This window comes from Agrobacterium sp. 22-209-1, assembly GCF_053522485.1.
Genome location: NZ_JBNWCH010000001.1, coordinates 163,821 through 189,392, shown reverse-complemented (window position 1 = coordinate 189,392; position 25,572 = coordinate 163,821). Strand labels below are relative to the sequence as shown.

Annotated in this window: 24 protein-coding genes; 11 read left to right on the top strand and 13 right to left on the bottom strand. The window is 58.9% G+C overall.

Annotated elements, in window-relative coordinates; translation table 11 throughout:
* Positions 1-108 precede the first annotated feature (108 nt).
* Complete coding sequence (locus ACQZ48_RS00875; RefSeq protein WP_162520325.1) at positions 109-462, top strand: antibiotic resistance protein VanZ; 354 nt, start codon at positions 109-111, stop codon at positions 460-462.
* Between the two features lie 27 nt (positions 463-489).
* On the opposite strand, the gene uxuA is transcribed toward ACQZ48_RS00875, so the two are convergent.
* The 7 genes from uxuA to ACQZ48_RS00840 all read right to left on the bottom strand — a co-directional run bounded on the left by uxuA (position 490) and on the right by ACQZ48_RS00840 (position 7,469).
* The gene (uxuA, locus tag ACQZ48_RS00870) at positions 490-1,698 is read right to left on the bottom strand and encodes a mannonate dehydratase (protein ID WP_374638058.1); all 1,209 of its coding nucleotides are present in this window, start codon (positions 1,696-1,698) and stop codon (positions 490-492) included.
* Positions 1,699-1,714: 16 nt separating this feature from the next.
* Entirely contained in the window at positions 1,715-2,761 is a 1,047-nt protein-coding gene (locus ACQZ48_RS00865) for an L-idonate 5-dehydrogenase (protein WP_448728371.1), read from the bottom strand.
* 70 nt (positions 2,762-2,831) lie between these two features.
* Positions 2,832-4,238 carry a TRAP transporter large permease gene (locus ACQZ48_RS00860; RefSeq protein WP_080796026.1) on the bottom strand — a complete coding sequence of 469 codons (1,407 nt, stop codon included), beginning with the start codon at positions 4,236-4,238 and terminating at the stop codon, positions 2,832-2,834.
* 3 nt (positions 4,239-4,241) lie between these two features.
* Positions 4,242-4,817, bottom strand: coding sequence for a TRAP transporter small permease (locus ACQZ48_RS00855; RefSeq protein WP_448728370.1), 576 nt, complete (start codon positions 4,815-4,817; stop codon positions 4,242-4,244).
* Between the two features lie 72 nt (positions 4,818-4,889).
* Positions 4,890-5,864 (bottom strand): sialic acid TRAP transporter substrate-binding protein SiaP, encoded by a 975-nt coding sequence (locus tag ACQZ48_RS00850; RefSeq protein ID WP_077984292.1) that lies wholly within the window; start codon positions 5,862-5,864, stop codon positions 4,890-4,892.
* A gap of 63 nt (positions 5,865-5,927) precedes the next feature.
* Complete coding sequence (locus tag ACQZ48_RS00845; RefSeq protein ID WP_142911868.1) at positions 5,928-6,644, bottom strand: FadR/GntR family transcriptional regulator; 717 nt, start codon at positions 6,642-6,644, stop codon at positions 5,928-5,930.
* 138 nt (positions 6,645-6,782) lie between these two features.
* On the bottom strand, positions 6,783-7,469 hold the full coding sequence (locus ACQZ48_RS00840) for an HAD family hydrolase (protein WP_077984290.1): 687 nt from the start codon (positions 7,467-7,469) through the stop codon (positions 6,783-6,785).
* Between the two features lie 407 nt (positions 7,470-7,876).
* On the opposite strand from ACQZ48_RS00840, the gene minC reads away from it, so the two are divergent.
* The 3 genes from minC to minE are packed head-to-tail and all read left to right on the top strand — an operon-like array spanning position 7,877 to position 9,711.
* Positions 7,877-8,605: a septum site-determining protein MinC gene (gene minC, locus ACQZ48_RS00835; RefSeq protein WP_162520324.1), complete on the top strand. Its 729-nt coding sequence runs from the start codon at positions 7,877-7,879 to the stop codon at positions 8,603-8,605.
* Between the two features lie 33 nt (positions 8,606-8,638).
* Positions 8,639-9,454 (top strand): septum site-determining protein MinD, encoded by an 816-nt coding sequence (gene minD / locus ACQZ48_RS00830; RefSeq protein ID WP_003506498.1) that lies wholly within the window; start codon positions 8,639-8,641, stop codon positions 9,452-9,454.
* On the top strand, positions 9,451-9,711 hold the full coding sequence (gene minE / locus ACQZ48_RS00825) for a cell division topological specificity factor MinE (protein WP_077984289.1): 261 nt from the start codon (positions 9,451-9,453) through the stop codon (positions 9,709-9,711). Before minD ends, minE begins: the two co-directional genes overlap by 4 nt.
* Positions 9,712-9,752: 41 nt before the next feature.
* Here minE and ACQZ48_RS00820 read toward each other — a convergent pair whose 3' ends face one another.
* The 3 genes from ACQZ48_RS00820 to ACQZ48_RS00810 all read right to left on the bottom strand — a co-directional run bounded on the left by ACQZ48_RS00820 (position 9,753) and on the right by ACQZ48_RS00810 (position 13,970).
* A complete protein-coding gene (locus ACQZ48_RS00820) occupies positions 9,753-10,655 on the bottom strand; it encodes an amino acid ABC transporter substrate-binding protein (RefSeq protein WP_448728369.1) in 903 nt (300 codons plus the stop codon).
* A 72-nt stretch (positions 10,656-10,727) separates the two neighbouring features.
* Complete coding sequence (locus ACQZ48_RS00815; RefSeq protein ID WP_448728368.1) at positions 10,728-11,621, bottom strand: amino acid ABC transporter substrate-binding protein; 894 nt, start codon at positions 11,619-11,621, stop codon at positions 10,728-10,730.
* A 30-nt stretch (positions 11,622-11,651) separates the two neighbouring features.
* The gene (locus ACQZ48_RS00810; RefSeq protein WP_448728367.1) at positions 11,652-13,970 is read right to left on the bottom strand and encodes a putative bifunctional diguanylate cyclase/phosphodiesterase; all 2,319 of its coding nucleotides are present in this window, start codon (positions 13,968-13,970) and stop codon (positions 11,652-11,654) included.
* A gap of 343 nt (positions 13,971-14,313) precedes the next feature.
* On the opposite strand from ACQZ48_RS00810, the gene ACQZ48_RS00805 reads away from it, so the two are divergent.
* Positions 14,314-15,672: an amidase gene (locus ACQZ48_RS00805; RefSeq protein ID WP_448728366.1), complete on the top strand. Its 1,359-nt coding sequence runs from the start codon at positions 14,314-14,316 to the stop codon at positions 15,670-15,672.
* A gap of 45 nt (positions 15,673-15,717) precedes the next feature.
* Here the strand turns inward: ACQZ48_RS00805 and ACQZ48_RS00800 are convergent, their stop codons facing one another.
* From ACQZ48_RS00800 to ACQZ48_RS00790, 3 genes are read right to left on the bottom strand one after another with little or no spacing between them, the layout of a single operon-like run.
* Complete coding sequence (locus ACQZ48_RS00800; protein WP_077984284.1) at positions 15,718-16,359, bottom strand: ThuA domain-containing protein; 642 nt, start codon at positions 16,357-16,359, stop codon at positions 15,718-15,720.
* Positions 16,360-16,376: 17 nt separating this feature from the next.
* Complete coding sequence (locus ACQZ48_RS00795; RefSeq protein ID WP_448728365.1) at positions 16,377-17,477, bottom strand: Gfo/Idh/MocA family protein; 1,101 nt, start codon at positions 17,475-17,477, stop codon at positions 16,377-16,379.
* A gap of 52 nt (positions 17,478-17,529) precedes the next feature.
* Positions 17,530-18,729, bottom strand: a complete 1,200-nt coding sequence (locus tag ACQZ48_RS00790) for an ROK family transcriptional regulator (protein WP_137411679.1) — start codon at positions 18,727-18,729, stop codon at positions 17,530-17,532.
* 194 nt (positions 18,730-18,923) lie between these two features.
* Between ACQZ48_RS00790 and ACQZ48_RS00785 the strand changes: the two genes are divergently transcribed.
* The 6 genes from ACQZ48_RS00785 (at position 18,924) to ACQZ48_RS00760 (ending at position 25,571) form a co-directional block, all read left to right on the top strand.
* On the top strand, positions 18,924-20,225 hold the full coding sequence (locus tag ACQZ48_RS00785) for an extracellular solute-binding protein (protein WP_137411680.1): 1,302 nt from the start codon (positions 18,924-18,926) through the stop codon (positions 20,223-20,225).
* Positions 20,226-20,295: 70 nt separating this feature from the next.
* Complete coding sequence (locus ACQZ48_RS00780; protein WP_269824127.1) at positions 20,296-21,234, top strand: carbohydrate ABC transporter permease; 939 nt, start codon at positions 20,296-20,298, stop codon at positions 21,232-21,234.
* Entirely contained in the window at positions 21,227-22,075 is an 849-nt protein-coding gene (locus ACQZ48_RS00775; RefSeq protein ID WP_077984279.1) for a carbohydrate ABC transporter permease, read from the top strand. Before ACQZ48_RS00780 ends, ACQZ48_RS00775 begins: the two co-directional genes overlap by 8 nt.
* A 17-nt stretch (positions 22,076-22,092) precedes the next feature.
* Positions 22,093-23,166: an ABC transporter ATP-binding protein gene (locus ACQZ48_RS00770; protein WP_269824126.1), complete on the top strand. Its 1,074-nt coding sequence runs from the start codon at positions 22,093-22,095 to the stop codon at positions 23,164-23,166.
* Positions 23,167-23,309: 143 nt separating this feature from the next.
* Entirely contained in the window at positions 23,310-24,362 is a 1,053-nt protein-coding gene (locus ACQZ48_RS00765; protein ID WP_077984277.1) for a sugar phosphate isomerase/epimerase family protein, read from the top strand.
* A gap of 21 nt (positions 24,363-24,383) precedes the next feature.
* Positions 24,384-25,571 (top strand): Gfo/Idh/MocA family protein, encoded by a 1,188-nt coding sequence (locus ACQZ48_RS00760; protein WP_448728364.1) that lies wholly within the window; start codon positions 24,384-24,386, stop codon positions 25,569-25,571.
* Position 25,572: the final 1 nt, after the last annotated feature.

Here is a 25,572-nt window from a genome sequence, read left to right as displayed (position 1 = left end):
TAAGCGAAAGCCGGTTTTTCAACTATCTGACCAAAAAGTGTGATTAATGGGGCGAAGCGTGAAAAAGACCCGCTTCCGTTTACACGTACGGCGCTTTATTGTGACGTCATGATGACAAATAGATTTCCGAAATATGTCGCCTGGTCGGTTCTTCTGCTGATCTTGATCGTTACAGTTTGCCCTATCGGTTTTCGTCCGCACACGCTGACGACGGTGGGCCTGGACCGCGCCGCGGCCTTCGCCTTCTGTTCTGCCGCTTTCGTGCTCGCCTATCCGCGTTACTGGCTGGCGATTATCGTGGCAGGCATTGCGGCGGCTTTCGGTATCGAGGCGCTGCAATTCCTCTCGCCCACCCGCCATCCGCATCTAATGGACGCTATCGTGAAAGCCGCCGGCGTCATCGCCGGCGGGCTCACGACTTTTTCCTACCTGCTGTTCAGGGCGCGGCTGGCTGCAGGCTGACGGAACGCCGACAGCCGGGAACATTGTTCAGCGTGTCCCACCCGCCAGCCCGAAATGGCTGTGCGATAACGTGCGTTCGATACCACGCAGCTCAGCCAACCCCTTCAGCCGGCCAATGGCGGGGTAACCGGGTTGTGCGCCGCGCGTCAGGTCATCGAGGATTTCCTGACCGTGATCGGGCCGCATCGGAATGGTGTGGTCTTCGCGGCCCTCAGCCCGGCGGCGCGCTTCTTCGGTGAGGAGTGCCGCGATGACGGCGACCATGTCGGTTCCGCCTTCCAGATGTTCATCCTCGAAGAAGGAGCACGGCACGGTGTCGGTGTCGCGCGTCACGTTGCGCAGATGCACGAAATGGATGCGATCTGCAAAACGGCTGGCGATGAAAGGCAGGTCGTTATCCGCCCGCGCGCCCAGAGAACCGGTGCAGAGCGTCACGCCATTGGCGCGGCTGTCGATCTGCAAGAGCATATGGGCGTAGTCGGCTTCGGTGGAGAGAATACGCGGCAGGCCGAGCAGCGGCCACGGCGGATCGTCGCCATGGGCGCAGATGTTGATGCCCACCTCTTCGGCAACCGGCGTCACCTCCGAGAGAAAGTCGATGAGGTTCTGTTGCAGCCTTTCGCGGTCGATGCCGTGATAGGACCGCAGTTTTTCCAGAAGCTGGGCAAGCGTATAACCATCCGCTGAGCCGGGTAGACCCGCGCCGATATTGCGCCCGAGCGCGGCGATCTTCGTATCCGGCATCTCGGCAAAACGTTTTGCCGCTTCCTCCAGCAGCCAGTCCGGATAATCGGCCTTTGCGTCAGGGCGCTTCAGGATGTGGATATCGAAGGCGGCGAAATCGGGAAGATCGAAACGCATCGCCTTTGCGCCGTGCCTTGTTTCCCAGCGCAGGTCGGTGCGGGTCCAGTCCAGCACCGGCATAAAATTATAACAAACGGTGCGGATGCCGGAGGCGGAGAGGCGGTGCAGCGTTTCCTGCCAGTTGGCGATATGGTTTTTCCAGTCGCCGGTCTGGGTCTTGATATCCTCGGAAACCGGCACGCTTTCCACCACGTCCCAATAAAGCCCACCCGCCTTGATTGCTTCATGTCGTTTGGTGATTTCGTCCACCGGCCAGACATCGCCGGTGGGGATGTGATGCAGCGCGCTGACGATGCCTTCCGCGCCCGCCTGAGCCGCATCCTGAACCGTGACCTTGTCGACCGGACCGAACCAACGCCATGTATGTCTCATCTTTGATCCTCAAATGTCAGTCTGCGGAAAACGTCAGCTGCACCTTGCAGGCGGCGGAGCGGTCCCCGGCCTGTTCGAATGCCGCTTTCGCCTCACCAAGCGGGAAGCTGTGGGAAATGATCGGCCGTACATCGATTTTGCGGGAGGAGATCAGCCCCGCTGCGACGGCGAATTCCTCATGAAAGCGTTGCGAGCCGCGCCAGAGGATTTCTTTTCCCACCAGCGCATTGAGCGGGATGGTAATGTCACCGGTCACACCCACCTGCACGATGGTGCCGCGGGGGCGCACGCAGGCAAAGGCGGTGCGGAGCGCGGGGCCAGCGGCGGAGCAATCGAAAATGACGTCGAAATAACCCTTATTGTCCTGATAGGGCAAAAGCGCCTCGGCGTCTTTCGCGACATTGATCGTGCGGTCGGCGCCCATGGCGGGAGCGCGTTCCAACGCTGCGTCGGTGAGGTCGGTGGCGACAATGGTGGCCGCACCGGCATGGCGGGCGGCGGCGATGGTCAACAGACCGATGGGGCCTGTGCCCGTCACGAGTATGTTTGCACCTTTCAGGTCGCCGGCCTGGGCCACGGCATGCAGGCAGACTGCGAGCGGCTCGGTGCAGGCGGCTTCTGCCGGTGAGGTCTCGTCTGAAAATGTCGCGCATTGTTTTGCCGGAACCACCAGCCGGTCGCGGAACATGCCCTGTTCATGTGGCAGGCGCATGGCGCTGCCCATGAAGCGCATCTCAAGGCAATGGATCGGCTGGCCCTTCAGGCAGAAATGGCAATGGCCGCAAGGCTGGGAGGGATTGACGGCGACGAGCTGGCCAATGGCAAGCCCGCTGACGCCGTCTCCCAGCGCCCGCACATGACCGGACGCCTCATGCCCGCAGATGATCGGTTCGCGCACCCGGACCGGGCCGAAGCCGCCATCCTGATAATAGTGGAGATCGGAACCGCAGATGCCGCCCGCCGCCATGGCAAGCAGCACTTCGCCGGGTCCCGGTGCGGGAAGGTCCTGCATTTCGACGCGAATGTCCTTCTGGCCGTACAGGCGTGCAACGCGTGTCTGCATGACGAAATCCTTTCGAATGCGTGGAGTGTCGAAGAAACTGCGCGGCGCGGACCGCGCAGTTTCAGTCCGCTCAGCGGATGAGGCCGAGCTGGGTCGGCAGCCAGAGTGTGACCGACGGAATGAAGGTGATCAGCGCGAGCGCCACCAAAAGCGGGATCATCCATGGCAGGATGGCGAGCGTGGTGCGCTCCACCGACATTTTCGAAATGCGCGACAGCACGAACAACACCATGCCGACCGGCGGGGTCAAAAGACCGATCATCAGGTTCAGCGTCACGATCAGGCCGAGATGGACGGGGTCGATGCCGTAACGGGCGGCGACCGGCATCAGGATCGGCACCAGAATGCTGATGGCGGCAATGGTGTCTAGAAAGGCGCCGACCACCAGGAGCAGGATGTTGACGATGATGAGAAAGGTCCACCAATTATCGGTCATCGCGAACATGAAGTCCGAGAACATCTGGGCCGCCTGACTGACGGTCAGCAGCCACGCGAAGATCGACGCCGCCGTGACGATGAAGAGAACCGACGCCGTGGTTTCTATCGTGTCGAAGCTTGCCTTGGCCAATGTCCTGAAGGTCATGGTGCGGTAGCGCACCAGCCCAAGGAAGAGGGACCAGAGAACCGCGGCGACCGCCGCTTCGGTTGGCGTGAACCAGCCCATCGTCATCCCGCCGATCAACAATACCGGCGTCATCAGCGCCATCACGGCGGAGAAATCGTAATACCAGTCGAGCGCGACGAGCACGGCGAGTCCGATAAGGACCGCTATATTGATCGACAGTCCGGCAAGGATCATCAGATAGACAGCGACCGGGAAGCTTAAGACGATCACCACTTCCATGGAGGCGGAAAGAAGCTGCTTCAGTTCGAAGGGCGTGTCGGAGCCCCAGCCTTTGCGTTTGGCAAAAATATAGACTGTCAGCATCATCAGCGCGGTCATGACCACGCCGGGAATGACGCCGGCCATGAACAGCGCGCCAATCGAGGCATTGGCCATCATGCCGTAGATGACAAAGGGCAAGGACGGCGGGAAGATCGGGCCAAGCGTCGCCGAGGCGGCGGTGACGCCGACAGCCGCATCGACCGGATAACCATGATCCTTCATCGCCTTGATCTCGATTGTGCCGATGCCGGCGGCATCGGCGAGCGCGGTGCCTGACATACCGGAAAAAACCACAGAGCCGATGATATTGACCTGCGCCAGGCCGCCCTTCATCCATCCGACGAGCGCCAGCGCGAAGCGATAAATGCGGCTCGTCACCCCGGCGATGTTCATCAGATTACCGGCGAGGATGAAGAAGGGAACGGCGATGAGCGGAAAACTTTCGACGCCGGCAATCATGCGCTGGGCTGCGATGATATCGGGGGCAACACCATAAAGCACAAGATAAAGCAGCGAGCTGACGGCCATCGACACGGCGACGGGCGTACCGATAATGAGAAGCAGAAGAAATGAACCGATAAGCAGGAGCATGGCCTAAATTCCCTGTGTGCTGACGGCTTCCTGAGCCTTTTCACGCACGGTTTTTTTGCCGGTGATGTCCTTGATGAAATTGTGCAGGGCACGCAGGAACATCAGCGCGAAAGCGGCGAAAACGGTATAAAAGACGATACCGCGCGGCAGATCGACCGTGACCATGCGCTCATCGCCGACGATTTCCAGATAACGCCACATCAGCCAGGTGATATAGGCGAAAAAACCAATGGTGATGAGATCAACGATCAGTTCAAGAAACCGCCCAACGGCATTCGGCACGAAGCGGTAGATCAGGTCGACGTGAATATGGCGGAACATGCGCACGCACATGACCGAGCCGAGGAAGACGACGACGACGAGGCAATTGGCGGCAATCTCCTCCGTCCAAGCGAAACTGTCGTTCAACACGTAACGGGTGAAGAATTGCAGGAAAACACAAAGGCCCATGCCCCAGAAGACGGCAAGCGTTATCCAGTCTTCCACCGCATAGGGTGAAAGATCGACAGGGCTGTTTTCTTCCTCGAAGGCATGCGCCATTTCTTCCACGCTGACGGGCGCGTGCTGCTTGTCAGTCATTGGCTGGAACTCCAGTGGGTCTTGGTCGGCGATATCCCGACGCCGGAAATGGCGCCGGGATAGGCTCAAACATCACTTGATGGCGCGGATGGCTTCCCAGTCGGCCTTTTCGTAACCGAAATCTTCAAGCTTCACCTTTTCGACCACGTTTTTCTCGAAGTCAGCCTTGTCGACGTCCGCGACGGTGATGCCTTTCGATTTGAACTCATCAACGAGCGCCTTTTCACGGGCTTCGATTGTCTTCGTCGTGCGGGCCGCGGCTTCCTGCATCACTTCAGTGAAGATTTTTTTATCCTCATCCGAGAGGCTCGCCCAACGTGTCTTGGAAACCAGCGTGTTGAGATGGTCAACGATATGACCGGTCAGAACGATGTTCTTCTGCACCTCGTAGAACTTCTTCGCCTCGATTGTCGTCAGCGGGTTTTCCTGAGCCTCGACGGTGCCGTTCTGAAGCGCCAGATAAACTTCCGCAAAGGCGATCGGCGTCGTATTGGCGCCGCAGGCGCGCGGCATGGCCAGATAGGCAGGCACATCGGGAACGCGCATTTTCAGCCCTGCCATGTCGGCGCATTTTTCAATCGGCCGGTTGGAGGTTGTATGACGCGTGCCATAATAGCTGACGGCGACGATGTGGTTGCCGGTCTTGTCCTCGTAACCTTTCGCGAGCTTCTTGAAGACATCGCTCTTGGTATAGGCGATCAGATGGCTCGGATCGCGGAAGATATAGGGGAAATAGGTGACGCCGATCGGCTTGTAGTCACGCGCCGCGAAGCTCGATCCGGAAATGATGATATCGACGGTGCCAAGTTTCAGGCCCTGGTTGATATCTGCTTCCTTGCCAAGCTGCGAGGCCGGAAACACATCGATCTTGTAGCGGCCGTCCGTGCGTTTGGCGATCTCTTCCGCAGCCCAGACCGAATCCGTGTGGAACGGCTCGGAGGTTTCGTAGACATGCGCCCATTTGAGCGCGGTCTGCGCCTGCGCCGCGAGCGCGGAAAGCAGGATGGCGGCTGTTGCACCCATCAAAGTCGACAATCTGATTTTCATTCTTAACTCCTCCCGAATTAAAGCCAGATTTCTCATTTTTCCCGTCGCCGGTTGCGGCGGCGGTCATTCTTCTCCGATCGTTTCCTCCCCGAAACTCTCGGAAAATCTCTTTTGCGACAGCATCAGATGCTGCCGCATCGCCTCACGCGCGCCTTCCGGGTCGTTGGCGGCAATAGCGTCGCGGATTGCGCGGTGTTCCTGAACGGCAAGGTTCCATGTATGCGGCCCCTCGAAATAGCTGGCGAGCTTTTCGAAAAAGGGTGACAGGCTGCGCTCGTCATAAATCAGGCCGGTAAAGCGATTGAGTGCCGAATTGCCGATGATATCGGCGATGGCGGTGTGGAAGGCCCTGTCGAAATTGAGTGCCTGTGGCGAGCTGTCGAGCGCGCCGGCCATGCGTTCGATGATATCATCGAGCTTGGCGATGCATTCCGGCTTGGCAAGCCTTGCCGCTTCCTCCGCAATTGCGCTTTCGATGATGCAGCGCGCCTGCAGGATTTCGAATGGCCCATGCGCATCCGGCACCGGTGGCTTTTCCTTGGCCTGCTTGCCGGCTGCGCTGACATAAACGCCCGAACCCATGCGGATATGGATATGGCCTTCCACTTCCAGAACGATAAGCGCTTCGCGGACCGTCGGCCGCGATACGCCGAAGCGTTCGGCAAGATCCCGTTCCGCCGGCAGGCGCTGGCCTTCGGTCAGTTCCCCGCTTTCGATGAGCAAACGAATTTGTTCCGCGACCAACCGGTAAAGGCGGCGCGGCTCAAGAGCCACAAACATGATATCCTCCCAGCGCGAAGGTCTCCCCCCATTCGCGCAAGCGGTAAGATGGTCTTACCAATTTCATTAGGGCGTATTTATGCCGGGCTGTCAATTAGCCGCTTTGCAAAAGTCTGCTGTTATATGGCAATGGCTTTTTCAGGCTTTATTGCTCGTCAGCCTCAGGTTGCGGTTCTCCCCGATGACCGCGCTCACCTCGCCATATCCGCCAATGGAAAGATGAGAGGTTTCCATCGGGTGGGAGTGGGTGACGTTAATCACCACGACCGCAGCCCCCATTCGTTCTCCAGCCTCAATGCCTGCGGGTGCGTCCTCAAAGACAACGCACATTTCCGGGGCGACACCCAACCTGTCAGCGGCCTTGCGGTAACCTTCAGGATCGGGCTTGCCGTTGACCACATCGTCTGCACAGATCATGACGGCCGGAGGGGTGATGCCCGCGGCGGCAAGCCGGCGTTCAGCCAATTCGCGCACAGCCGAGGTGACGATGGCCCATTTACTTGCCGGCAAGGTCGCAAGAAATTCTGCCGCACCTGGTATCTGGATGATGCCATCCACATCGTCCATTTCGGCACGTAATATCATGTCGGCTTCTGCGTCGATATCAAGGCCGGGAACCGCTTCGCGACGGATGACCTCGGAGGCGCGCATGCCGTGAATGCGCTGAAGAAAGGCGTCTGGCTCGATGCCATTCGCGACGGCCCATTCCCGCCAGACGCGCTCGACGACGGCGATCGAATTGACGAGCGTTCCATCCATGTCGAACAGGAAGGCCCCAAAGTCTTGCGAAAATATACGGTTCTGCTGGGGGACTTTGCTGTGCATCTCATTCTTCCGTTGAAACTGTCGGGGCAGCCCGTGTCTATCTTATATGGAGACTTAACGGAATCGATTTTCCGAAGGAGTGGTCGATGAAGGTGTAAGGGAAGGTAGGCGACGTTGTATCAGAATCGGGCAACCATGATTCCGCTAAAACACGCGGCGGGCGCGGGCTCGGTCCAGAACACGCCCGACATGACCCCAAGTCAGCCTCCTGCAAGGATGGCATGTCATCATGAGCGTTCATAGGGTTCAGAATGTTGTGTAATCAAAGGGGTGGCACGGTTTTTGAAAGTTCCTTTAAAGGAAATTCGCAAGGGAATTTTCTTAACGCTTTCGTCCATTTAGGTGTGGCGTTAACCATTTGTTAACCATATTCGAGGTACCTAATTGTCAACGATTTGTTTACCAAGATGACCAAAGTGCTAACAGACCAGCGTTCGATCCGTATCAAAGGCCGCTCCTTCCTCGCAGTCGTGCTGTCTCCCGAATCTCCGGTCGATCAATGGCTGGAAAGGCTGGATGATCTTGCCGCCCGTTCGGCGGGCTTCTTCCTCTCGCGTCCGGTGGTCCTAGACGTGTCGGAACTGTCGCTCGACAAGGCGGGGCTGAAGGAGCTGCTGGCGGCGCTGACGGAGCGCAATGTCGGCATCATGGGTATTGAGGGCGTTCGCCCCTCGATGATCGAGCCGGGTATGCCGCCGTCGCTGAAGGGCGGAAAGCCCGCTTCCGATGTCGAGGTTGAGCCGGTCGCCATCGCCGCCGAGTTGCCGGAGGAAAAGCCGCGCGCTGCCGGAGAGGTCAGGGCCGTGGTGCAGTCGCTGGTCATCAACGAGCCGGTTCGCTCCGGCCAGTCGATCATGTTTCCCGAGGGCGACGTGACGGTCATCGGCTCGGTCGCCTCGGGGGCGGAAATCATCGCTGGCGGCTCGGTGCATATTTACGGCGCCCTGCGCGGTCGCGCCATGGCCGGTTCGCTTGGAAATGTCTCGGCGCGCATCTTTTGCCGCAAGCTCGAAGCGGAGCTTCTGGCCATCGACGGGGTCTACAAGGTTGCCGAAGACATTGACGACAAGCTACGCGGCCAGCCCGTTCAACTCTGGCTGGAAAACGATACGATCAAGGCCGCAAAGCTCGGCTGATAATATAGAAACGAACAGGAACAGGAGAGCCATATGGGGAAGGTAGTCGTTGTAACTTCCGGCAAGGGCGGGGTCGGCAAGACCACCTCGACCGCAGCGCTTGGCGCCGCACTGGCGCAGAATAAAGAGAAGGTCGTGGTCGTCGATTTCGATGTCGGCCTGCGCAACCTCGATCTCGTCATGGGTGCTGAACGCCGGGTGGTTTACGATCTCGTCAACGTCATCCAGGGCGATGCCAAGCTGACGCAGGCGCTGATCCGCGACAAGCGCCTCGAGACGCTTTTCCTGCTGCCCGCCTCGCAGACCCGCGACAAGGACAATCTGACGCCGGAAGGTGTCGAGTGGGTCATCAACGAGCTGAAGAAACATTTCGACTGGGTGATCTGCGACAGCCCGGCCGGTATCGAACGCGGCGCGACACTGGCCATGCGCCATGCGGATGTGGCCGTCGTCGTCACCAATCCGGAAGTCTCCTCGGTGCGTGACAGCGACCGCATCATCGGCCTGCTTGATTCCAAGACGCTGAAGGCCGAGCGCGGCGAGCGCATGGAGAAACACCTGCTTCTGACGCGTTACGATGCTTCCCGCGCCGAGCGCGGCGACATGCTGAAGGTCGATGACGTTCTGGAAATCCTTTCCATTCCGCTGCTCGGCATCATTCCCGAAAGCACGGATGTGCTGCGGGCCTCGAACGTCGGTGCGCCCGTCACGCTGGCGGACGCCCGCTGCGCGCCGGCTATGGCCTATTTCGACGCCGCTCGTCGTCTGTCCGGCGAGGATATTCCGGTGGTCATCCCGGGTGAGAAGCGTGGCATCTTCTCCAAGATCTTCGCAAGGAGGGCTGCATGAGCATCTTCAGTCTCTTCCGCAAACAGAAGTCGGCACCGCTTGCGCGTGAGCGTCTGCAGGTGCTGCTCGCCCACGAAAGAGCGTCATCGGGCTCCGATCTCGTCGCCATCCTCAGGGAAGAAATTCTCGCCGTCATCGCCAAACATGTGCAGATCGACAATGACCGGGTGCATGTGAAGATGGATCGCGACGAGCATGTCTCCATTCTGGAGATCGATGTCGAAATCCCCCTCGGCGCTGACCTGCGCGCTGCCTGAAGACATTTTACCAATGATGCCGCCCGCCTCCGGGCGGCTTTTTATTCCGCCGTCGTGTCGACGGGGTTGCGAAAGGCGTCCTCCAGGTCATCTGGCAGCGGGCGTTTCAGGTTTATCCCGTTCGGCGGGATCGGCGTGTTGAACCATTTGTCGTAGATTTTTTCGATTTCGCCGCTGGCATAGATTTCGCCGAGCGCCTCGTTGACGGCGTCGCGGAAGCCGGTATCGCCGTGGCGGAGCATCAGGCCATAGGGCTGCGGCGGGGCGAGATATTCGTCCGAGATGACGTAGTCTTCGGGCTTGCCGGTTTCGGCAACGAAGGATCGCAGAAGTATATCGTCCATGACGAAGGCCGAGGCGCGGTTTTCCGTCACCATGTCGAAACTGCCTTCCGTGCTGTCATTTTGCAAAACCGCGACGTTCAGTCCCAATTTGCGATTGAGCACGTTGAGTTGGGTGATGTTGATGGTTCCCGTCGTCACCACCACCGTTCGCCCGGCAAGATCGGCGACAGTGTTCAGGCCGCTCGATTTCAGCGCCACATAACGGGTGCCGGTGATGAAGTGGCTATAGGAGAACCACACGGCCTTGCGCCTTTCTTCCGTATTCGTGCTCGCCACGCATTCCATGTCCATCGTGCCGTCATTGAGAAGCATGATGCGGTTGCTGGGTGTGCGTTTGACGAACTCGACCTTCAGTTCAGGCAGGTCGAGCTTTTTCTTGATGGAATCCGCCACCCTCAGGCACAGTTCTATGCTATAACCGATAGGCTCCGTCCCAGCGCCGAGATAGGAGAAAGGGATGTTGCGATCGGCATAACCGAGCTTGATCGTGCCGGTTCTGGCGATGGTTTCAAGTGTCGGCGGTTGGGCGTCCTCGCTCACCGCCTGAACGGGAAGAAGACTTGAAAAAACCAGCATAAGCCATAATGTCGATCTCTGCATCGCGCATCTCCAGCCAAAATAATCCGTCAAAACATTTTCATGAAAATCGATACGGGTTGGCGCCTTGCGCGCTCAGTCCTGGTATTCGCTCGGATGTTCGTACGCCTGTTTCAGGGAGGCGGCCATCGGCAGGTTCAGGTTCATGCCGTTTGGGGGAATGGGCTTGGTGAACCACTTTTCATAAAGGCCATGAATGACCGGCCCGGTGAAAATGTACCGAAGGCTTTCATTGACCGCCGCCTTGAAATCCGGGTCGTTGCGGCGGAAAACCAGGCCATAAGGTTCGGGTGCGCTCAGCGTTTCCTCGGAAAGCGCATAGAGGTCCGGATTTTCTGACGTTGCCGCCAGCGCCGCAAGCAATATGCCATCCATGACAAAGGCGGAAGCCTTGCCGGAAACCACGAGTTCGAAGGCCTCCTCATTGGTTTTCGTCGGCATAACAGAGATATTGAGGTTCTTCGCCCGGTTCACGGCGTTGAGTTGCTCGATATTGACGGTGCCGGAAGAGGATGTGATGGACCGCCCGGCGAGATCGGCAAGGCTTTTCAGATTGTCCTGCTTGCGGGAGAGAAACTGCGTTGCGGTCATGAAGTTGGGATAGGAGAAATCCACGATCTTGCGGCGTTCGCTATTGTTGGTCGTGGCCGCGCATTCAATATCGATCTGCCCGCTGCGGACAAGGATGAAACGGGTCGCGGGCGTCGCCTTGACGTATTCGAGTTCAATCCTGTCGAGCTTCAGCTTCTTGCGAATATCTTCGCTGATCGCCCGACAAAGATCGGTCGAGAAGCCGGTGACCTCACCATTCGGCAATTGATAGGAAAAGGGCGGTTCGGCCTCGCGATAGCCGATGCGGATCTTTGCGGTTTTGGCAATTTGCTGAAGCGTATCGCCTCCACCTGCTGCCTGAAGGGGCGAGATGGGAACAAGGCATGCGAGGAAAAGGCAAAATACTGAAAGACGCATTTCATGTCCTCTGGGCCGGGAGCCGGTTTCTCAAATGGCTTTTTGTGGTGGGCAATAGGTTTCCTGTGTCGGCCGACCGGGATCGCCGAATTCATCCTGCGCGATCGAAGCTATGACGGCGCGGTTCTTCAAAATACGGGCAAGCGGGGCGGGCTCGGCAAAATAATAGCCCTGCGCTTCGTCGCAGCCGGAAAGCTTAAGCGCTTCCACCTGCTCCCTGTTTTCAACGCCCTCGGCGGTAACCTTCAGGCCGATCTGTTCAGCCATGTCGATGACGGTGTTGACAATGGCGGAACACATGGGATTGGACGGCAGGCCGGAGACGAATTCCCGGTCGATCTTTATCTTGTCGAAGGCGACATGGGTCAGCGTGCTGAGCCCCGCATATCCGGTGCCAAAATCGTCGAGCGCGAGGCGCACGCCCCTTTCCTTCAGCAGTTTCAGGATCCGCGTGCTGTTGTCGCGCTCCAGCATGACCGTTTCCGTGACTTCCAGTTCAAGCCGTTCCGCCGGTAAGCCGGATGTTTCAAGCGCCCGGTCCACTATCGGGACGATGTCGTCATTGCTGAGCTGAACGGCGGAAAGATTGACAGCCAGCCTGATATCCTTTGGCCATGTCATGGCATCCATGCAGGCTTGTCCCAGAACCCATTCACCCAACGGCTTGATGAAGTTGTTTTCTTCGGCAAGCGCAATGAAGCGGTCCGGTGCGATGAGGCCAAGCTTGCTATGCCGCCAGCGGGCCAGCGCTTCATAGGCAACGATGCGACCGCTCTGCAGATTGACGACCGGCTGGTAATGCAGCTCGAATTCCTGGTTTTCGAGCGCCGATTTCATGTCTATTTCCAGCGCATGCTTGTGCTGCGCCGCCATGTCCATGCCGGGCTCGTAAAAGACGAAATAGCCGCAGCCCATGGATTTCGCCCGGTAAAGGCCGAGATCTGCATGTTGCAGAAGCTGCGTGGCGGATGTGCCGTGGCCCGGAGCACAGGCAATGCCGATGCTGGTGTCGATGCTGATATCGCTGCCTTCCAGACTGAAGCTGCGCGAGACGGCATGCACTACCCGCGCGGCCAGCATCGCCGCATCGCTCTCGCAGTCGGCATTTGCCGATTGGATGATCGCGAATTCGTCGCCGCCGAGACGGCTTACCATGTCGTTTTCACCAAGCACGGCGGAAATCCGCGAGGCCACCGCCACCAGCAGTGAATCGCCGGCGGCGTGTCCCAGCGTGTCATTGACGGCCTTGAAGCGGTCCAGATCGAGCAGCATGACATTGAACGGCTGGCCTGACGCGGCAAGCTGTTCGAGACGGTTTTCCAGCGTCTTCATCAGCAGGACGCGATTGGGCAGCCCGGTCAGCGCATCGTGATGGGCCATATGCTCCAGCTGCTGCGCCATATCGCGAATCTGCCGCAGGCGTCCGCGTTCCAGAACCGCCTCGCGCAACGTTTCAATGGCGGTAGCCATGTCGCCGATTTCGTCCCGCCGCTCCTGAAATGGCGTGGCGACATCCGTTTCCTCGCGGGCGATCCGAAGCGTCGCCTGCACCAGCGCCGGGACCGGTTTGAGGAAATGCCGGGCGATGACGGTCACAAGTGCGCCGGTGACGGTCAAGACCACGATCAGGGCGGCGAGCGAATTATAGATCAGCTTGCGCTGCGCGCCATAAAGCGCGTCCGAGCCGCCAATGCTGACGGCGACCGCGCCGATGGGTTTCTTCGTTTCCGTGCTGATGATCGGCAGTAGGCCGATATAATGGCTGGATTCGCCGATGGTCGCAAAACCGGTGGAAAAACGCGCGGCGACCGCATCGCGGGAAAAGATGGGATCGGTCGCGAGCGGCTTTTCATCGTCGTCCGTGGCGTTGTCGAAGGCCGCCGCGATCTGCCGGAAGCCGGAATCCGCCTCGTCATAACGGAAAAGCCAGACGGCATTCTTGGTCTGTGCGCCGATAAGCGCGAGAACGTCGCTGGGGTTGAAGCCGGTGACGAGAATGGATTCGTCGTCGCCGATGGGTTTGTCGGTCAATATGCCGTTGACCTGCCCGTCGGCATCGGCGGTAACGCTGACATAGGTGTAGATGCTGCGAAGCGTGGCGCTGGCGATCTGCGAATTGACGCGGGCCTGGTTGAGCCATTGCTCGCTGGCGGCGGCGACGAACATATACCAGCCGACAAGCGCGCCGATGCTATAGGAAAAAATCACGCCGCCAAGGAATATCAGGGTTATCTTGCTGGCGAGCGAGCGCCGTCGCGAAAACCGGCCTGGTTCCGGCTGCGTTGGCGAGCGAAGCGTGTGGCCCGGTTCAACCTGTCTATCTGTCCCGCGATAGGCAGTCTCTTCCATTCGCGATAGTCCCCCGCGATGTCGCGTTATAATTGTTTTATGGAATTTTATAGGGCATGCATTTCAATGCTGTCTGCTAAATAATTCAACAAAGTTTAGATGCGATTAAGAATTAATCCCTCTTTTTATAGTCATAGCTTATATAAGAGGTGTTGCTCTTGCACCTTAGGTTGAAAAAATCGGGGGATAGAGATGAGCCGTTAAGGATAAACTCCAAAATTCTGCGATCTCCGCCAAGTTTCCCGATCCGGTATGTCTGTCATCGATAACGCAGCGATTGGCCTTGCCAACTGGCCGATAAACGGCATCTTGTGCGCAACATGCTGCTTTCAGGAAAGATATCATGGCTCATAGAGGCAAAAACATCGCGCAGCTTTCCGTTCTCCTCCAGAGCGGCCACCTCGATCCGCGTGTCCTGGTGGAAGAGACGCTGGATGCGATCGGCGGAAGGGACGATCAGGCCGTTTTTGTCGAGTTGACGGCAGCACGGGCGATGTCGGAGGCGGAAGACGCGGCAAAACGAATTGGTGAGGGTCGTTCTAGGGGTGTGCTCGATGGTATTCCGGTGGCCTGGAAGGACCTCTTTGACCTTGAAGGCATGGCGACCACGGCCGGCTCGACGGTGCTCGCGGACGATAAGCCTGCGTCTCGTGACGCGGATGTGGTGACGTCGCTAAAACAGGCGGGCATGATCTGCATCGGCCGCACCAATATGAGCGAGTTCGCGTTTTCCGGTCTCGGCATTAATCCGCATTACGGCACGCCGCGCAATCCTGCTTCCACGGATGGTCACCGTCTGCCGGGCGGCTCTTCGTCGGGTGCGGGCGTCGCCGTGGCTGCCGGCCTGGTGCCGGTGGCGATCGGCACTGATACCGGCGGATCGGTGCGTATTCCCGCCGCTTTCAACGGCGTGGTCGGTTACAAGGCGAGCCGCGGCCGTTATTCGATGCGCGGCGTTTATCCCTTGGCGAAAAGCCTCGATTCGCTCGGGCCACTCACGCACACCGTACAGGATTCCGTTTGGGTGGATGCCGCCATGCGCGGTAAGGCGGTTGCCGATCTCACACGCGCGCCTCTTTCCGGCCTGGCGCTGGTGGTGCCGGAAACGGTCTTTTTCGAAGGCATTGAGGATGGCGTGGCTACCGCCTTCGAGCAGGCGGTGGAACGTCTTGTCCGCGCCGGTGCTTCGGTGCGGCGGCAGGCATTTCCCATTTTTTCGGAGTTGTTCGATCTTATCAGGGAAAAGGGCGCGCTGGTAACGGCGGAAGCCTTTGCCCTGCACAAGATACGGCTGGAATGTGCGGATGCGGCGCGCATGGACCCGCGCGTGGTTGCGCGAACGAAGCTCGGGGCGAATATTTCCATGCCTGATTATATCGCTATCATCGAGGCGCGCGAACGCATGACGGCGGCGTTTACCAACATGATCGACCGGCAGGAGCTGCTGGTATCGCCGACATTGCCGCATGTCGCGGCCAAGGTTGCGCCGCTTCTCGATGATGACGATGCCTTTTTCGCCATGAATGCGAAAACTCTGCGCAACACCCAGATCGGCAATTTTTTCGATCTCTGCGGCGTTTCCATACCCTGCGGAAAGGGCGATGCGGGCATGCCGGTTGGCCTGTTGCTTTCCGGTCTCCATGACACGGATGACCATGTGCTAGGCGCGGCGATGGCGGCGGAAGAGATTATTCGCGGCTGAGGAAAGGAAAAGGCGGCCTTGTTTGGCCGCCTCTCAACGTATGCTTCAACGCGCCGCCCAGTTGGCGCCGCGGCGGAACATGGTTTTCATCTGCGGCACGGAAAACTCCTTGGCCTGATGGCCGAGCGCGGAATAAAAGACGCGGCCCTTGCCGTATTTGCGTTTCCAGACCACCGGCATAACCACACCGTCGATCCACCAGGCATGGTCGCCGGTGAACTTGGTTGTCGCCAGCACCTCGTTGGAGGGGTCGACATGCATGTAATATTGCTCCGACGTATAGGGGAAATCGGAAATCCCCTCCATCAGCGGGTCGTCGGGGCGGGTGATGTTGACATGGTAGTCGATGATATTGCCGGGATGAGCGACCCATTGTCCGCCGATCATGAACTGATATTCCACGCATTCGCGAAAACTGTCGCCCGCACCGCCATGGAAACCGGCAATGCCGACGCCGTTTTCGACGGCGGTCGTCAGGTTCTTGATTTCTTCCTTCTCGATCTTCGACATGGTGACAATAGGTACAACAAGGCTCAGATCATGCACCGAAGGATCTGCAAAAGCCTCCGTTGAGTGCTCCACATAGACCTTGAAGCCATCCTCTTCCAGAATGTCCTTGACGATGGTGGCGCATTCCTGCGGTTCGTGGCCGCTCCAGCCGCCCCAGACGATGAGTGCTTCGCGCATTTATTTCCTCCTCGGGATTATTTGCCGAGCTGGCCGTCGACCAGCGATGTTTCAAGCGGGGCAGGGCGCTCCGCCTTGGTGGTGATGGAAACGGTGGTGCCGGTGTCCGATGCCGTCTGGAAGGCTTCCATCACCTCCAGCACATGCAGGGCAAGATCGCCATTGGCGCGGTGCGGGCGGTTCTCGCGGATGGCATGGGCCATGTCCGCCACGCCGATGGACCGGTAATTGCCGTCGGCATAGGGGGACGACAGCGCCTGCGGCTCGAACTCGCCGCCCTTTTTCAGCAATTGCACCTCGCCGCCGAAATGGTTGGGATCGGGCACGATCAGCGTGCCTTCCGTGCCGTAGAGTTCCAGCGGTACATGTTTGTGGCCGGCGACATCGAAGCTCATGCCGACCTGAACCACAGCGCCATTTTCGAAAGCGAGCACGCCGGAGACATGGGTGGCGACATGAACGGGAATTTTTTCGCCATTCTTCGGCTCGCTGGTGATGAGGCGCTCATTGCGTGGCGCAATGGCAAAGCCTGCCACCTTGGCGACCGGGCCGAAGAGGTTGACGAGATCGGTGATGTAATAGGGTCCCATATCCAGCATTGGCCCGCCGCCAACCTCGTAATAGAAGGCGGGGTTCGGGTGCCAGCGTTCATGGCCGGGGCACATGAAAGTGGCCGTTCCGCCGACTGGCTGACCAAGTACGCCATCGTCGATCAGCCGGCGTGCCGTCTGGTGGCCGCCACCGAGGAACGTATCGGGAGCCGAACCAATTCGCAGGCCCTTTGCTTTTGCCGCATCCGCAAGGCGCTTGCCTTCGGTGAAATTGATGCCCAGCGGTTTTTCGGAATAGGTGTGTTTGCCGGCGTCCAGCGCCCGCAGACCCACTTCCACATGTGCCTTGGGGATCGTCAGGTTGACGATGATTTCCACCGACGGGTCAGAAAGAAGCGCCTCCACGCTTGTTGCCTGAAGGCCGAACTCGTCCGCCCGCGCCTTCGCCACGTCCTCGTTCATATCCGCGAGACCGCGAATGTCGAGAATGGGAAACGACGCCATGGCCTTGAGATAGGCGCTGGAAATATTGCCGCAGCCTATGATGCCGATGCCGACCTTGTTCATATGATTCCTCCCGTAAATTAGAAATGCCTGGGCCTGTGCTCAAAATAGCGGGTTAGAGCGCCGGTCCCGTGGTGTTCCATGGCGATTCGTAAAGCTCGTAGAGCGCAACGGCCGCAGCGCCCTGCGCCCATAATTCGTCGCTCGCAACGTCGAAAACCAGCTCCGCGACACCGGCCAGCGAGGGCGGCACGGCGGCGTTGTAGCTGTCGCGAATGCTGGCGATGAAGGGTTCGCCGAGTTCGAGGCTGGAGCCGGTGATGATGACACGCGGCGGCGCAAACAGCGTGACGATATTGGCAAGCGTCAGGCCGAGCGCTGCGCCGGCGCGCGAAGCGGCCGCGATGAGGTCGTTGTCTTCCGCCGCAATCAATGCATGGGCATGCTGCATGCCGCGACCGAGCCGGATCGCCTCGGCAAAGCGCCCATCCGCCGGGCGGGAGCCTAAAATGGCGTTCTCGCCTGCCTGGCTCGCGAGCCGTACCGTGCCTTCAGTGGCAAGACCGATGACGAGGTCGCCGAGATTGTGGCTGAGGCCACCGGCACCGCGAAACAGCTGGTTTTGATGCAGCACGCCAAGCCCAAGCGTCTGTTCGAGCGAAATCAGCACCATGTCTTCGAGATCACGCGCGTGGCCGAACCAGTGATGGGCGAGCGTAATGGCGTGGGCATCGCTTTCGATGATGGTCGGCGAATTCAGCCGCGCCGTCATTTCCTCGGCGAAATTGACGTTCACCTCCCGCAGGATCGGGCTGCTGCGGATTTTACCGGTGCGATGTTCGATGACGCCGGGCAGGCCAAGACAGACCATGTCCACATCTTCGAGTGAAAGACCCGCATCGACCACACAGCGCCGTACTCCGTCTTCAACGAGATCGGCGATAACGCCGATCGGCTGGCGATCGACACGGATTGGAAGAGCGAGGGTGGAAAGGACATTGCCGCAAAAATCGGTGACGACGAAAACCATACGGTTGGCGGCTATCTTTGCCCCCACGACGCGAGCGGCATCCGGGTTCAGCTCCAGCATCACGCGCGGTCTTCCGCGTCCACCTTCCGTCCTGATGTCGCCGAGATGGCGGGTGAGAATCAGCCCATCATCCAGAAGAGAAGCGGTGATGGCGGAAACGGTCGTCGTGGAAAGCTGGGTGCGTTCGCTGATCTCCACCCTGGAAATCGGTCCATGCCGGCGGATGCTGTCGAGCACGCTCAGCCTGTTGATCGCGCGCATCAATTCTGGGTCTGCGGTCTTCATGGGGTCCTGCTGCGATCAATGCCGTTGCCTCCCGATTTATATCGGAATACGGATTAAATAACGGGGTGAGGGTGGGGTGTGTCAAGCGCCAAGCGCAAAAAATCGGCATTGTGCCTTGACAATGAGCGAACCCTGATATGAATTAATCCGCATTGGGGAATAAATGAGGAAATCCCCGAGGGAGGATCACCATCATGACGATTTGGCACGCAGGCGCAAGCCTGAGCGGCAAGCTCGTAAGCTTTGCCACAACGACAAGTATTGCTCTCATGCTCGGCGCAGCAAGCGCCTCGGCCGCGACGGTCGTTAAATGGATGCATGTTGAGCTTGACCCGAAATCCGTGGCCGTCTGGGAGGAGATCGCCAAGGAATACGAGGCCAAGCACCCCGATGTCGACATCCAACTGCAGTTCCTCGAAAACGAGGCCTTCAAGGCGAAGTTGCCGACGCTGCTGCAATCCAACGACGTGCCCGACTTCTTTTACAGCTGGGGCGGCGGCGTCCTTGAGGAGCAGTCTAAGACTGGTGCGCTGAAGGATCTGACCGAGGTTTTCGATGCCGATGGCGGCAAACTGCGCCAGGCCTATAATGCGTCTGCAATCGACGGCCTGTCCTTTGACGGCAAGGTCTGGGCCGTGCCTTATCGTGTCAGCCTTGTCAGCTTCTTTTATAACAAGGAACTGTTCGCCAAGGCAGGTGTGAAGGCCGAGGATATCAAGACCTGGGCGGATTTCAGCGCAACCGTCAAGAAGATCAAGGACGCGGGCATCGTGCCGATTGCCGGCGGCGGCGGAGAAAAATGGCCGATCCATTTCTACTGGAGCTACCTCGTCATGCGCAATGGCGGGCAGGCCGTGTTTGATGCCGCCCGCAAGGGCGAAGGCGAAGGCTTCATGGACCCTGCCATCATCAAGGCGGGTGAGCAGCTGGCCGAATTCGGCAAGCTTGAACCTTTCCAGCCCGGTTATCTCGGCTCCACCTGGCCGCAGGCGCTCGGCGTCTTTGGTGACGGCAAGGCTGCAATCATTCTCGGCTTCGACAATACCGAAGCGAACCAGCGCAAGAATGCCGGCGACGGTAAGGGTCTGGCCCCTGAAAACATCGGGCGCTTTGCCTTCCCGGTTGTCGAAGGCGGTGCCGGCAAGGCCACCGATACGCTGGGCGGCCTGAACGGTTGGGCGGTCACCAAGAATGCGTCCAAGGAAGCGATCGATTTCGCCACTTTCCTCACCAGCAAGGAAAGCGAAGAGAAGATGGCGACCGCCGGTATGATCCTGCCGGTTGCCACGGGTGCAGCCGGTGCGGTGAAGAACCCGCTGTTGGCGGATTCGGCCAAGCAGCTCGCCGCCTCCACCTGGCACCAGAACTTCTTCGATCAAACGCTCGGCGCCGCCGTCGGCCGCGTCGTCAATGATATTTCGGTCGAGATCGTATCCGGCCAGATGACCGCCGAAGAAGGTGCCCAGCAGATTCAGGACGCATTCGAGCTGCGCTGATCTGACGATTTCCATGGCAGCGCCGCGAATGTGCGGCGCTGCTTATCTGCCTCCATGAAAGCGGATAGAGATGACGGATATTTCCATGACTTCTGCGTCCATGCCGGCGCGTGGCGCGACAAAGGGTAGGCGCAAGCGGAGTTCAGTCGCGCATGATCGGGCGCTGACCCTATTGGTGTTCCTGCCGCCCGCGCTGCTACTCTTTACCCTGTTCGTCATCCTGCCCATGGGTGAGGCGGCGTGGTATAGTCTTTATCGCTGGAACGGTTACGGCACACCGACCGATTTTGTCGGTCTGAAGAATTTCCAGGTCCTGTTCGGCAATGCCGCCTTTTCACAGGCTTTGCTCAATAACGGCCTGATCATCCTCATCTCGATCCTGATCCAGATACCGCTCGCCATCTGGCTTGCCATGATGCTGGCGCATCGCATTCCCGGCGTCGTTGCCTTCCGGCTGGTGTTCTTTCTGCCTTACGTCCTGGCGGATGTTGCTGCGGGTCTGATCTGGCGCTTCGTTTATGATGGCGACTATGGCCTCTTTGCCGCGATTTCCAACTTCTTCGGATTCGCCAATCCTTACGTGCTGGCCGATAGGGATGTGGCGATCTATGCCGTGCTCGGCGTCATCGTGTGGAAATATTTCGGTTTCCACATGATGCTGTTCATCGCGGGCCTTCAATCCGTCGACAAGAATGTACTGGAAGCGGCCGAAATCGACGGCGCGTCCGGCTGGCAGAAATTCCGCTACGTCACGCTGCCGATGCTCGGCTCCACGGTTCGCCTTTCCGTCTTCTTTGCGGTCATCGGCTCGCTGCAACTGTTCGACATGATCATGCCGCTTACCGGCGGCGGTCCATCCAACTCCACGCAGACCATGGTCACCTTCCTCTACACTTACGGCGTCATGCGTATGCAGGTGGGCCTTGGCAGTGCGGTGGGCGTTGTTCTTTTCGTCATATGCGTGACGCTCGCCTTCGGTTACAAAAGGATATTCATGCGCCATGACTGACACATCCACTTCCGTGCGCATGCCGCTGCAAACCAAGCTTTATCTCTATATCTCGCTGAGCCTGATCGCGGCCGTCGTGCTCATTCCTCTTCTGACGACGGCCCTTGGCGGCTTCAAGACGCTGGGAGACCTGCGCGTCAACCCGTTCGGTATCCCGGCCGAATGGCAATGGGCCAATTACGGCGATATCCTGCTTGGCAAACGCTATTGGCTGCAAATCTTCAATTCGCTGGTCATCGCATTGCTGACGGTCTTTCTCACGCTGACCGTCTCGGCCATGGCCGCCTTTACCTTCGCACATGTAAAATTCTTCGGCTCGTCCTTCCTGCTCAATTATTTCCTGCTAGGGCTGATGTTCCCGGCGGCCACGGCCATCCTGCCGCTGTTCATCCGCATTCGCGATTTGGGCCTTCTCGACACCTATTGGGGTGTGGTGCTGCCACAGGTGGCTTTCGGCCTTGGCATGAGCATTCTTCTGTTCCGCAACTATTTCCGCAATTTGCCGGATGAGTTGTTTCAGGCAGCCTTTGTGGATGGCTGCGGGTATCTGCGCTTCTTCTGGCACATTTCCGTGCCGCTTTCGCGGCCGATCGTGGCGACCGTTGGCATCGTCTCTTTCGTCGGCAGCTGGAACAGCTACATCCTGCCGCTCATCATGCTGAATTCGGAATCGAAATATCCCTGGCCGCTCGGCATCATGGTGTATCGCGGCGAGTTCGGCACGGAATGGCAGCTGGTTCTCGCCTTCATCACGCTGACGATCCTGCCGACAGTCATCGTCTTCTTCCTTGCACAGAAACACATCATCGCGGGCCTGACGGCCGGTGCCGTCAAATCGTGACATGAAAGGAGCAAAATATGGCTTCCGTCGAACTTAAGGATATCCGCAAGTCCTATGCCGCGCTCGATGTCATTCACGGCATCTCACTCGATATTGCCGATGGTGAATTCATCGCGCTGGTCGGCCCTTCGGGTTGTGGCAAGTCCACGCTGTTGCGCATGATCGCGGGGCTGGAGGAAATCACCGATGGGGAGATTCTCATCGGCGACAAGGTGGTCAATGGCATGACCCCGCGCGAGCGCAACATCGCGATGGTATTCCAGTCCTATGCGCTTTATCCGCATATGACAGTGGCTGAAAACATGGGCTTCAACCTGAAACTTGCCGGCCAGCCGAAAAGCGTGATTGAAGAGCGCGTTGCGGAGGCCGCCCGCATGCTCGATCTCGGAAACCTGCTCGACCGTAAGCCCTCGCAGCTTTCCGGCGGCCAGCGCCAACGTGTCGCCATGGGGCGCGCCGTTGTGCGCAATCCGGCCGTCTTCCTGTTCGATGAGCCGCTTTCAAACCTCGATGCCAAGCTACGCGTGCAGATGCGCAGCGAAATCAAGGCGTTGCACCAAAAGGTCGGAACGACCTCGATTTATGTCACCCATGACCAGATCGAGGCGATGACTCTGGCCGACCGGGTGGTGGTGCTCAATCAGGGCCGTATCGAGCAGCAGGGTACGCCGCTCGAACTTTACAAGACCCCCGCCAATCTCTTTGTCGCCGCCTTCATTGGCTCGCCCGCGATGAACCTGATCGAGGGTGTGGTGGATGGCGAGGGCGACCAGCCTGCCGCCCGGCTGAAGGATGGGACGGCGATCCGCATCGCCGCTGACAGAAAGGTCAAGCGCGGCCAGTCGGTCACGATCGGGCTACGCCCGGAACATATCGGTTCGGCGATCGGCGGAGATATCTCGCTTACGGGCAGAACGGTACTTGTGGAGCCAACCGGCGCACAGACCCATGTGGTCTTCGAACTCGCAGGCGATCAGGTCACCGCAGTGGTGGATGGCGAGCAGCTGGTGAAGGTCAATACACCCTTTGCCGCCAGCGTTCATCATGAGCGGGTACATGTCTTCGACAGGGCGAGCGGGCTCGCGCTCTAAGCGCCCCCAATGTTTTGATGGAATGCTGAAATTCTCTTGCCCTTTCGCTTTTGGGGCTTGTCTGAAAATAACGAGCGGTTAGCTTGGCGCTTGGGATCGAAGCGGGTTACCGCGCAACTGTATCGATGCAGGAGGAGATTTTAATGAGAACGATCAAGGGACCGGCGCTTTTTCTCGGCCAGTTCGCAGGCGATGCCGCACCGTTCAACAGCTGGGACAGCATAACCAAATGGGCGGCTGAGAAAGGCTATATCGGCGTGCAGGTGCCGACCTGGGCAAGCCAGCTGATCGATCTCAAAAAGGCCGCGGAATCGAAGGATTATTGCGACGAGTTCGCCGGTGTCGCGCGCCAGAATGGCGTGGAAGTCACCGAGCTTTCCACTCACCTGCAAGGTCAGCTCGTCGCAGTTCACCCGGCTTATGACGAGGCCTTCGATGGTTTTGCCGCACCGGAAGTGCGCGGCAACCCCAAGGCGCGCCAGGAATGGGCGGTGGAGCAGGTAAAGTTTGCGCTGAAAGCCTCAAGAAATCTCGGCATCAAGGCACATGCGACATTCTCCGGCGCGCTTGCCTGGCCGTTCGTCTACCCGTGGCCGCAGCGCCCGGCCGGTCTGGTGGAAACGGCCTTCGACGAACTGGCGAAACGCTGGACCCCGATCCTCGATTATGCCGATGAACAGGGCGTAGATGTCTGCTACGAAATCCATCCCGGCGAAGATCTGCACGATGGCGTGACATTCGAGATGTTCCTGGAGCGCGTGAAGAACCACAAGCGCGCCAACATGCTCTACGACCCCTCGCATTACGTGCTGCAATGCCTCGATTATCTCGACAATATCGACATATATAAAGACCGTATCAAGATGTTCCACGTCAAGGATGCGGAGTTCAATCCAACCGGACGGCAGGGCGTCTATGGTGGTTATCAGGGCTGGGTCAACCGTGCCGGCCGGTTCCGCTCGCTCGGTGACGGGCAGGTTGATTTCGGTGCGGTCTTCTCCAAGATGGCGGCCAATGATTTTGACGGCTGGGCCGTGGTTGAGTGGGAATGCGCATTGAAACACCCTGAAGACGGCGCCCGCGAAGGGGCGGAATTCGTCAAGGCGCATATCATCCGCGTCACGGAAAAAGCCTTTGACGACTTCGCATCAAGCGGCACCGACGATGCGGCCAACCGCCGTATGCTTGGACTTTGAGAGCATTGCAGAGGAAACATTATGGCTATTGAAGGAAAGACAACCGACAAGGCGAACAAGCGGATTCGTCTTGGCATGGTGGGCGGCGGTTCGGGTGCCTTTATCGGTGGTGTTCACCGCATGGCCGCAAGGCTCGACAATCGTTTCGATCTCGTGGCAGGGGCTCTGTCCTCGACCCCGGAAAAATCCCTGGCTTCCGGCCGTGAGCTGGGGCTCGATCCCGAACGATGCTACGGCTCTTTCGAGGAAATGGCCGAAAAAGAAGCGCTGCGAGAGGATGGCATCGAGGCGGTGGCGATCGTCACCCCAAACCATGTCCATTATCCGGCCGCGAAGGCGTTTCTGGAGCGCGGCATCCATGTCATCTGCGACAAGCCGCTGACCTCCAATCTGGAAGACGCCAAAAAGCTGAAGGACGTGGCCGACAACGCGGACGCTCTGTTCATCCTGACGCATAACTACACTGGCTACCCCATGGTACGGCATGCGCGGGAACTGGTGGAATCGGGCGCTCTCGGCACGATCCGTCTGGTGCAGATGGAGTATCCGCAGGACTGGCTGGCGGAACCCATCGAGCAGACGGGCGCCAAGCAGGCCGTCTGGCGCACCGACCCGGCGCAATCGGGTGCGGGTGGTTCCACAGGCGATATCGGCACGCATGCATATAATCTTGGATGCTTCATTTCCGGCCTGGAAGTCGACGAACTGGCGGCGGATGTGCACACCTTCGTCGAAGGCCGCCGGCTGGACGACAACGCGCATGTGATGCTGCGTTTCAAGGCGACGGATGGCAAGCAGGCGGCCAAGGGGCTGCTCTGGTGCAGCCAGGTTGCGGTCGGTCACGAAAACGGGCTGAAAGTTCGTGTGTATGGTGACAAAGCCGGCATCGAATGGACGCAGGCTGATCCGAACTATCTCTGGTTCACGAAGCTCGGCGAACCCAAGCAGTTGATCACCCGCGGCGGTGCAGGCGCCGGGGCTGCGGCGGCGCGCGTCACCCGCATTCCATCGGGCCACCCGGAAGGCTATCTCGAAGCGTTTGCCACCATCTATACTGAAGCGGCCCATGCCATTGAGGCCAGCCGCGACGGCTCGGCGCTGGACAAGGCGGTGATTTATCCGACCGTCGATGACGGGGTAAAAGGCGTCGCCTTCGTTACGGCCTGCATCGAATCCGGCAAAAAGAACGGCGGCTGGGTGAAGCTGTAAG

Coding starts and splice junctions, on each gene's coding strand:
- ACQZ48_RS00875 (WP_162520325.1), top strand. CDS start 109: ATGATGACAAATAGATTTCCGAAATATGTCGCCTGGTCGGTTCTTCTG.
- uxuA (WP_374638058.1), bottom strand. CDS start 1,698: ATGAGACATACATGGCGTTGGTTCGGTCCGGTCGACAAGGTCACGGTT.
- ACQZ48_RS00865 (WP_448728371.1), bottom strand. CDS start 2,761: ATGCAGACACGCGTTGCACGCCTGTACGGCCAGAAGGACATTCGCGTC.
- ACQZ48_RS00860 (WP_080796026.1), bottom strand. CDS start 4,238: ATGCTCCTGCTTATCGGTTCATTTCTTCTGCTTCTCATTATCGGTACG.
- ACQZ48_RS00855 (WP_448728370.1), bottom strand. CDS start 4,817: ATGACTGACAAGCAGCACGCGCCCGTCAGCGTGGAAGAAATGGCGCAT.
- ACQZ48_RS00850 (WP_077984292.1), bottom strand. CDS start 5,864: ATGAAAATCAGATTGTCGACTTTGATGGGTGCAACAGCCGCCATCCTG.
- ACQZ48_RS00845 (WP_142911868.1), bottom strand. CDS start 6,644: ATGTTTGTGGCTCTTGAGCCGCGCCGCCTTTACCGGTTGGTCGCGGAA.
- ACQZ48_RS00840 (WP_077984290.1), bottom strand. CDS start 7,469: ATGCACAGCAAAGTCCCCCAGCAGAACCGTATATTTTCGCAAGACTTT.
- minC (WP_162520324.1), top strand. CDS start 7,877: ATGACCAAAGTGCTAACAGACCAGCGTTCGATCCGTATCAAAGGCCGC.
- minD (WP_003506498.1), top strand. CDS start 8,639: ATGGGGAAGGTAGTCGTTGTAACTTCCGGCAAGGGCGGGGTCGGCAAG.
- minE (WP_077984289.1), top strand. CDS start 9,451: ATGAGCATCTTCAGTCTCTTCCGCAAACAGAAGTCGGCACCGCTTGCG.
- ACQZ48_RS00820 (WP_448728369.1), bottom strand. CDS start 10,655: ATGCAGAGATCGACATTATGGCTTATGCTGGTTTTTTCAAGTCTTCTT.
- ACQZ48_RS00815 (WP_448728368.1), bottom strand. CDS start 11,621: ATGCGTCTTTCAGTATTTTGCCTTTTCCTCGCATGCCTTGTTCCCATC.
- ACQZ48_RS00810 (WP_448728367.1), bottom strand. CDS start 13,970: ATGGAAGAGACTGCCTATCGCGGGACAGATAGACAGGTTGAACCGGGC.
- ACQZ48_RS00805 (WP_448728366.1), top strand. CDS start 14,314: ATGGCTCATAGAGGCAAAAACATCGCGCAGCTTTCCGTTCTCCTCCAG.
- ACQZ48_RS00800 (WP_077984284.1), bottom strand. CDS start 16,359: ATGCGCGAAGCACTCATCGTCTGGGGCGGCTGGAGCGGCCACGAACCG.
- ACQZ48_RS00795 (WP_448728365.1), bottom strand. CDS start 17,477: ATGAACAAGGTCGGCATCGGCATCATAGGCTGCGGCAATATTTCCAGC.
- ACQZ48_RS00790 (WP_137411679.1), bottom strand. CDS start 18,729: ATGAAGACCGCAGACCCAGAATTGATGCGCGCGATCAACAGGCTGAGC.
- ACQZ48_RS00785 (WP_137411680.1), top strand. CDS start 18,924: ATGACGATTTGGCACGCAGGCGCAAGCCTGAGCGGCAAGCTCGTAAGC.
- ACQZ48_RS00780 (WP_269824127.1), top strand. CDS start 20,296: ATGACGGATATTTCCATGACTTCTGCGTCCATGCCGGCGCGTGGCGCG.
- ACQZ48_RS00775 (WP_077984279.1), top strand. CDS start 21,227: ATGACTGACACATCCACTTCCGTGCGCATGCCGCTGCAAACCAAGCTT.
- ACQZ48_RS00770 (WP_269824126.1), top strand. CDS start 22,093: ATGGCTTCCGTCGAACTTAAGGATATCCGCAAGTCCTATGCCGCGCTC.
- ACQZ48_RS00765 (WP_077984277.1), top strand. CDS start 23,310: ATGAGAACGATCAAGGGACCGGCGCTTTTTCTCGGCCAGTTCGCAGGC.
- ACQZ48_RS00760 (WP_448728364.1), top strand. CDS start 24,384: ATGGCTATTGAAGGAAAGACAACCGACAAGGCGAACAAGCGGATTCGT.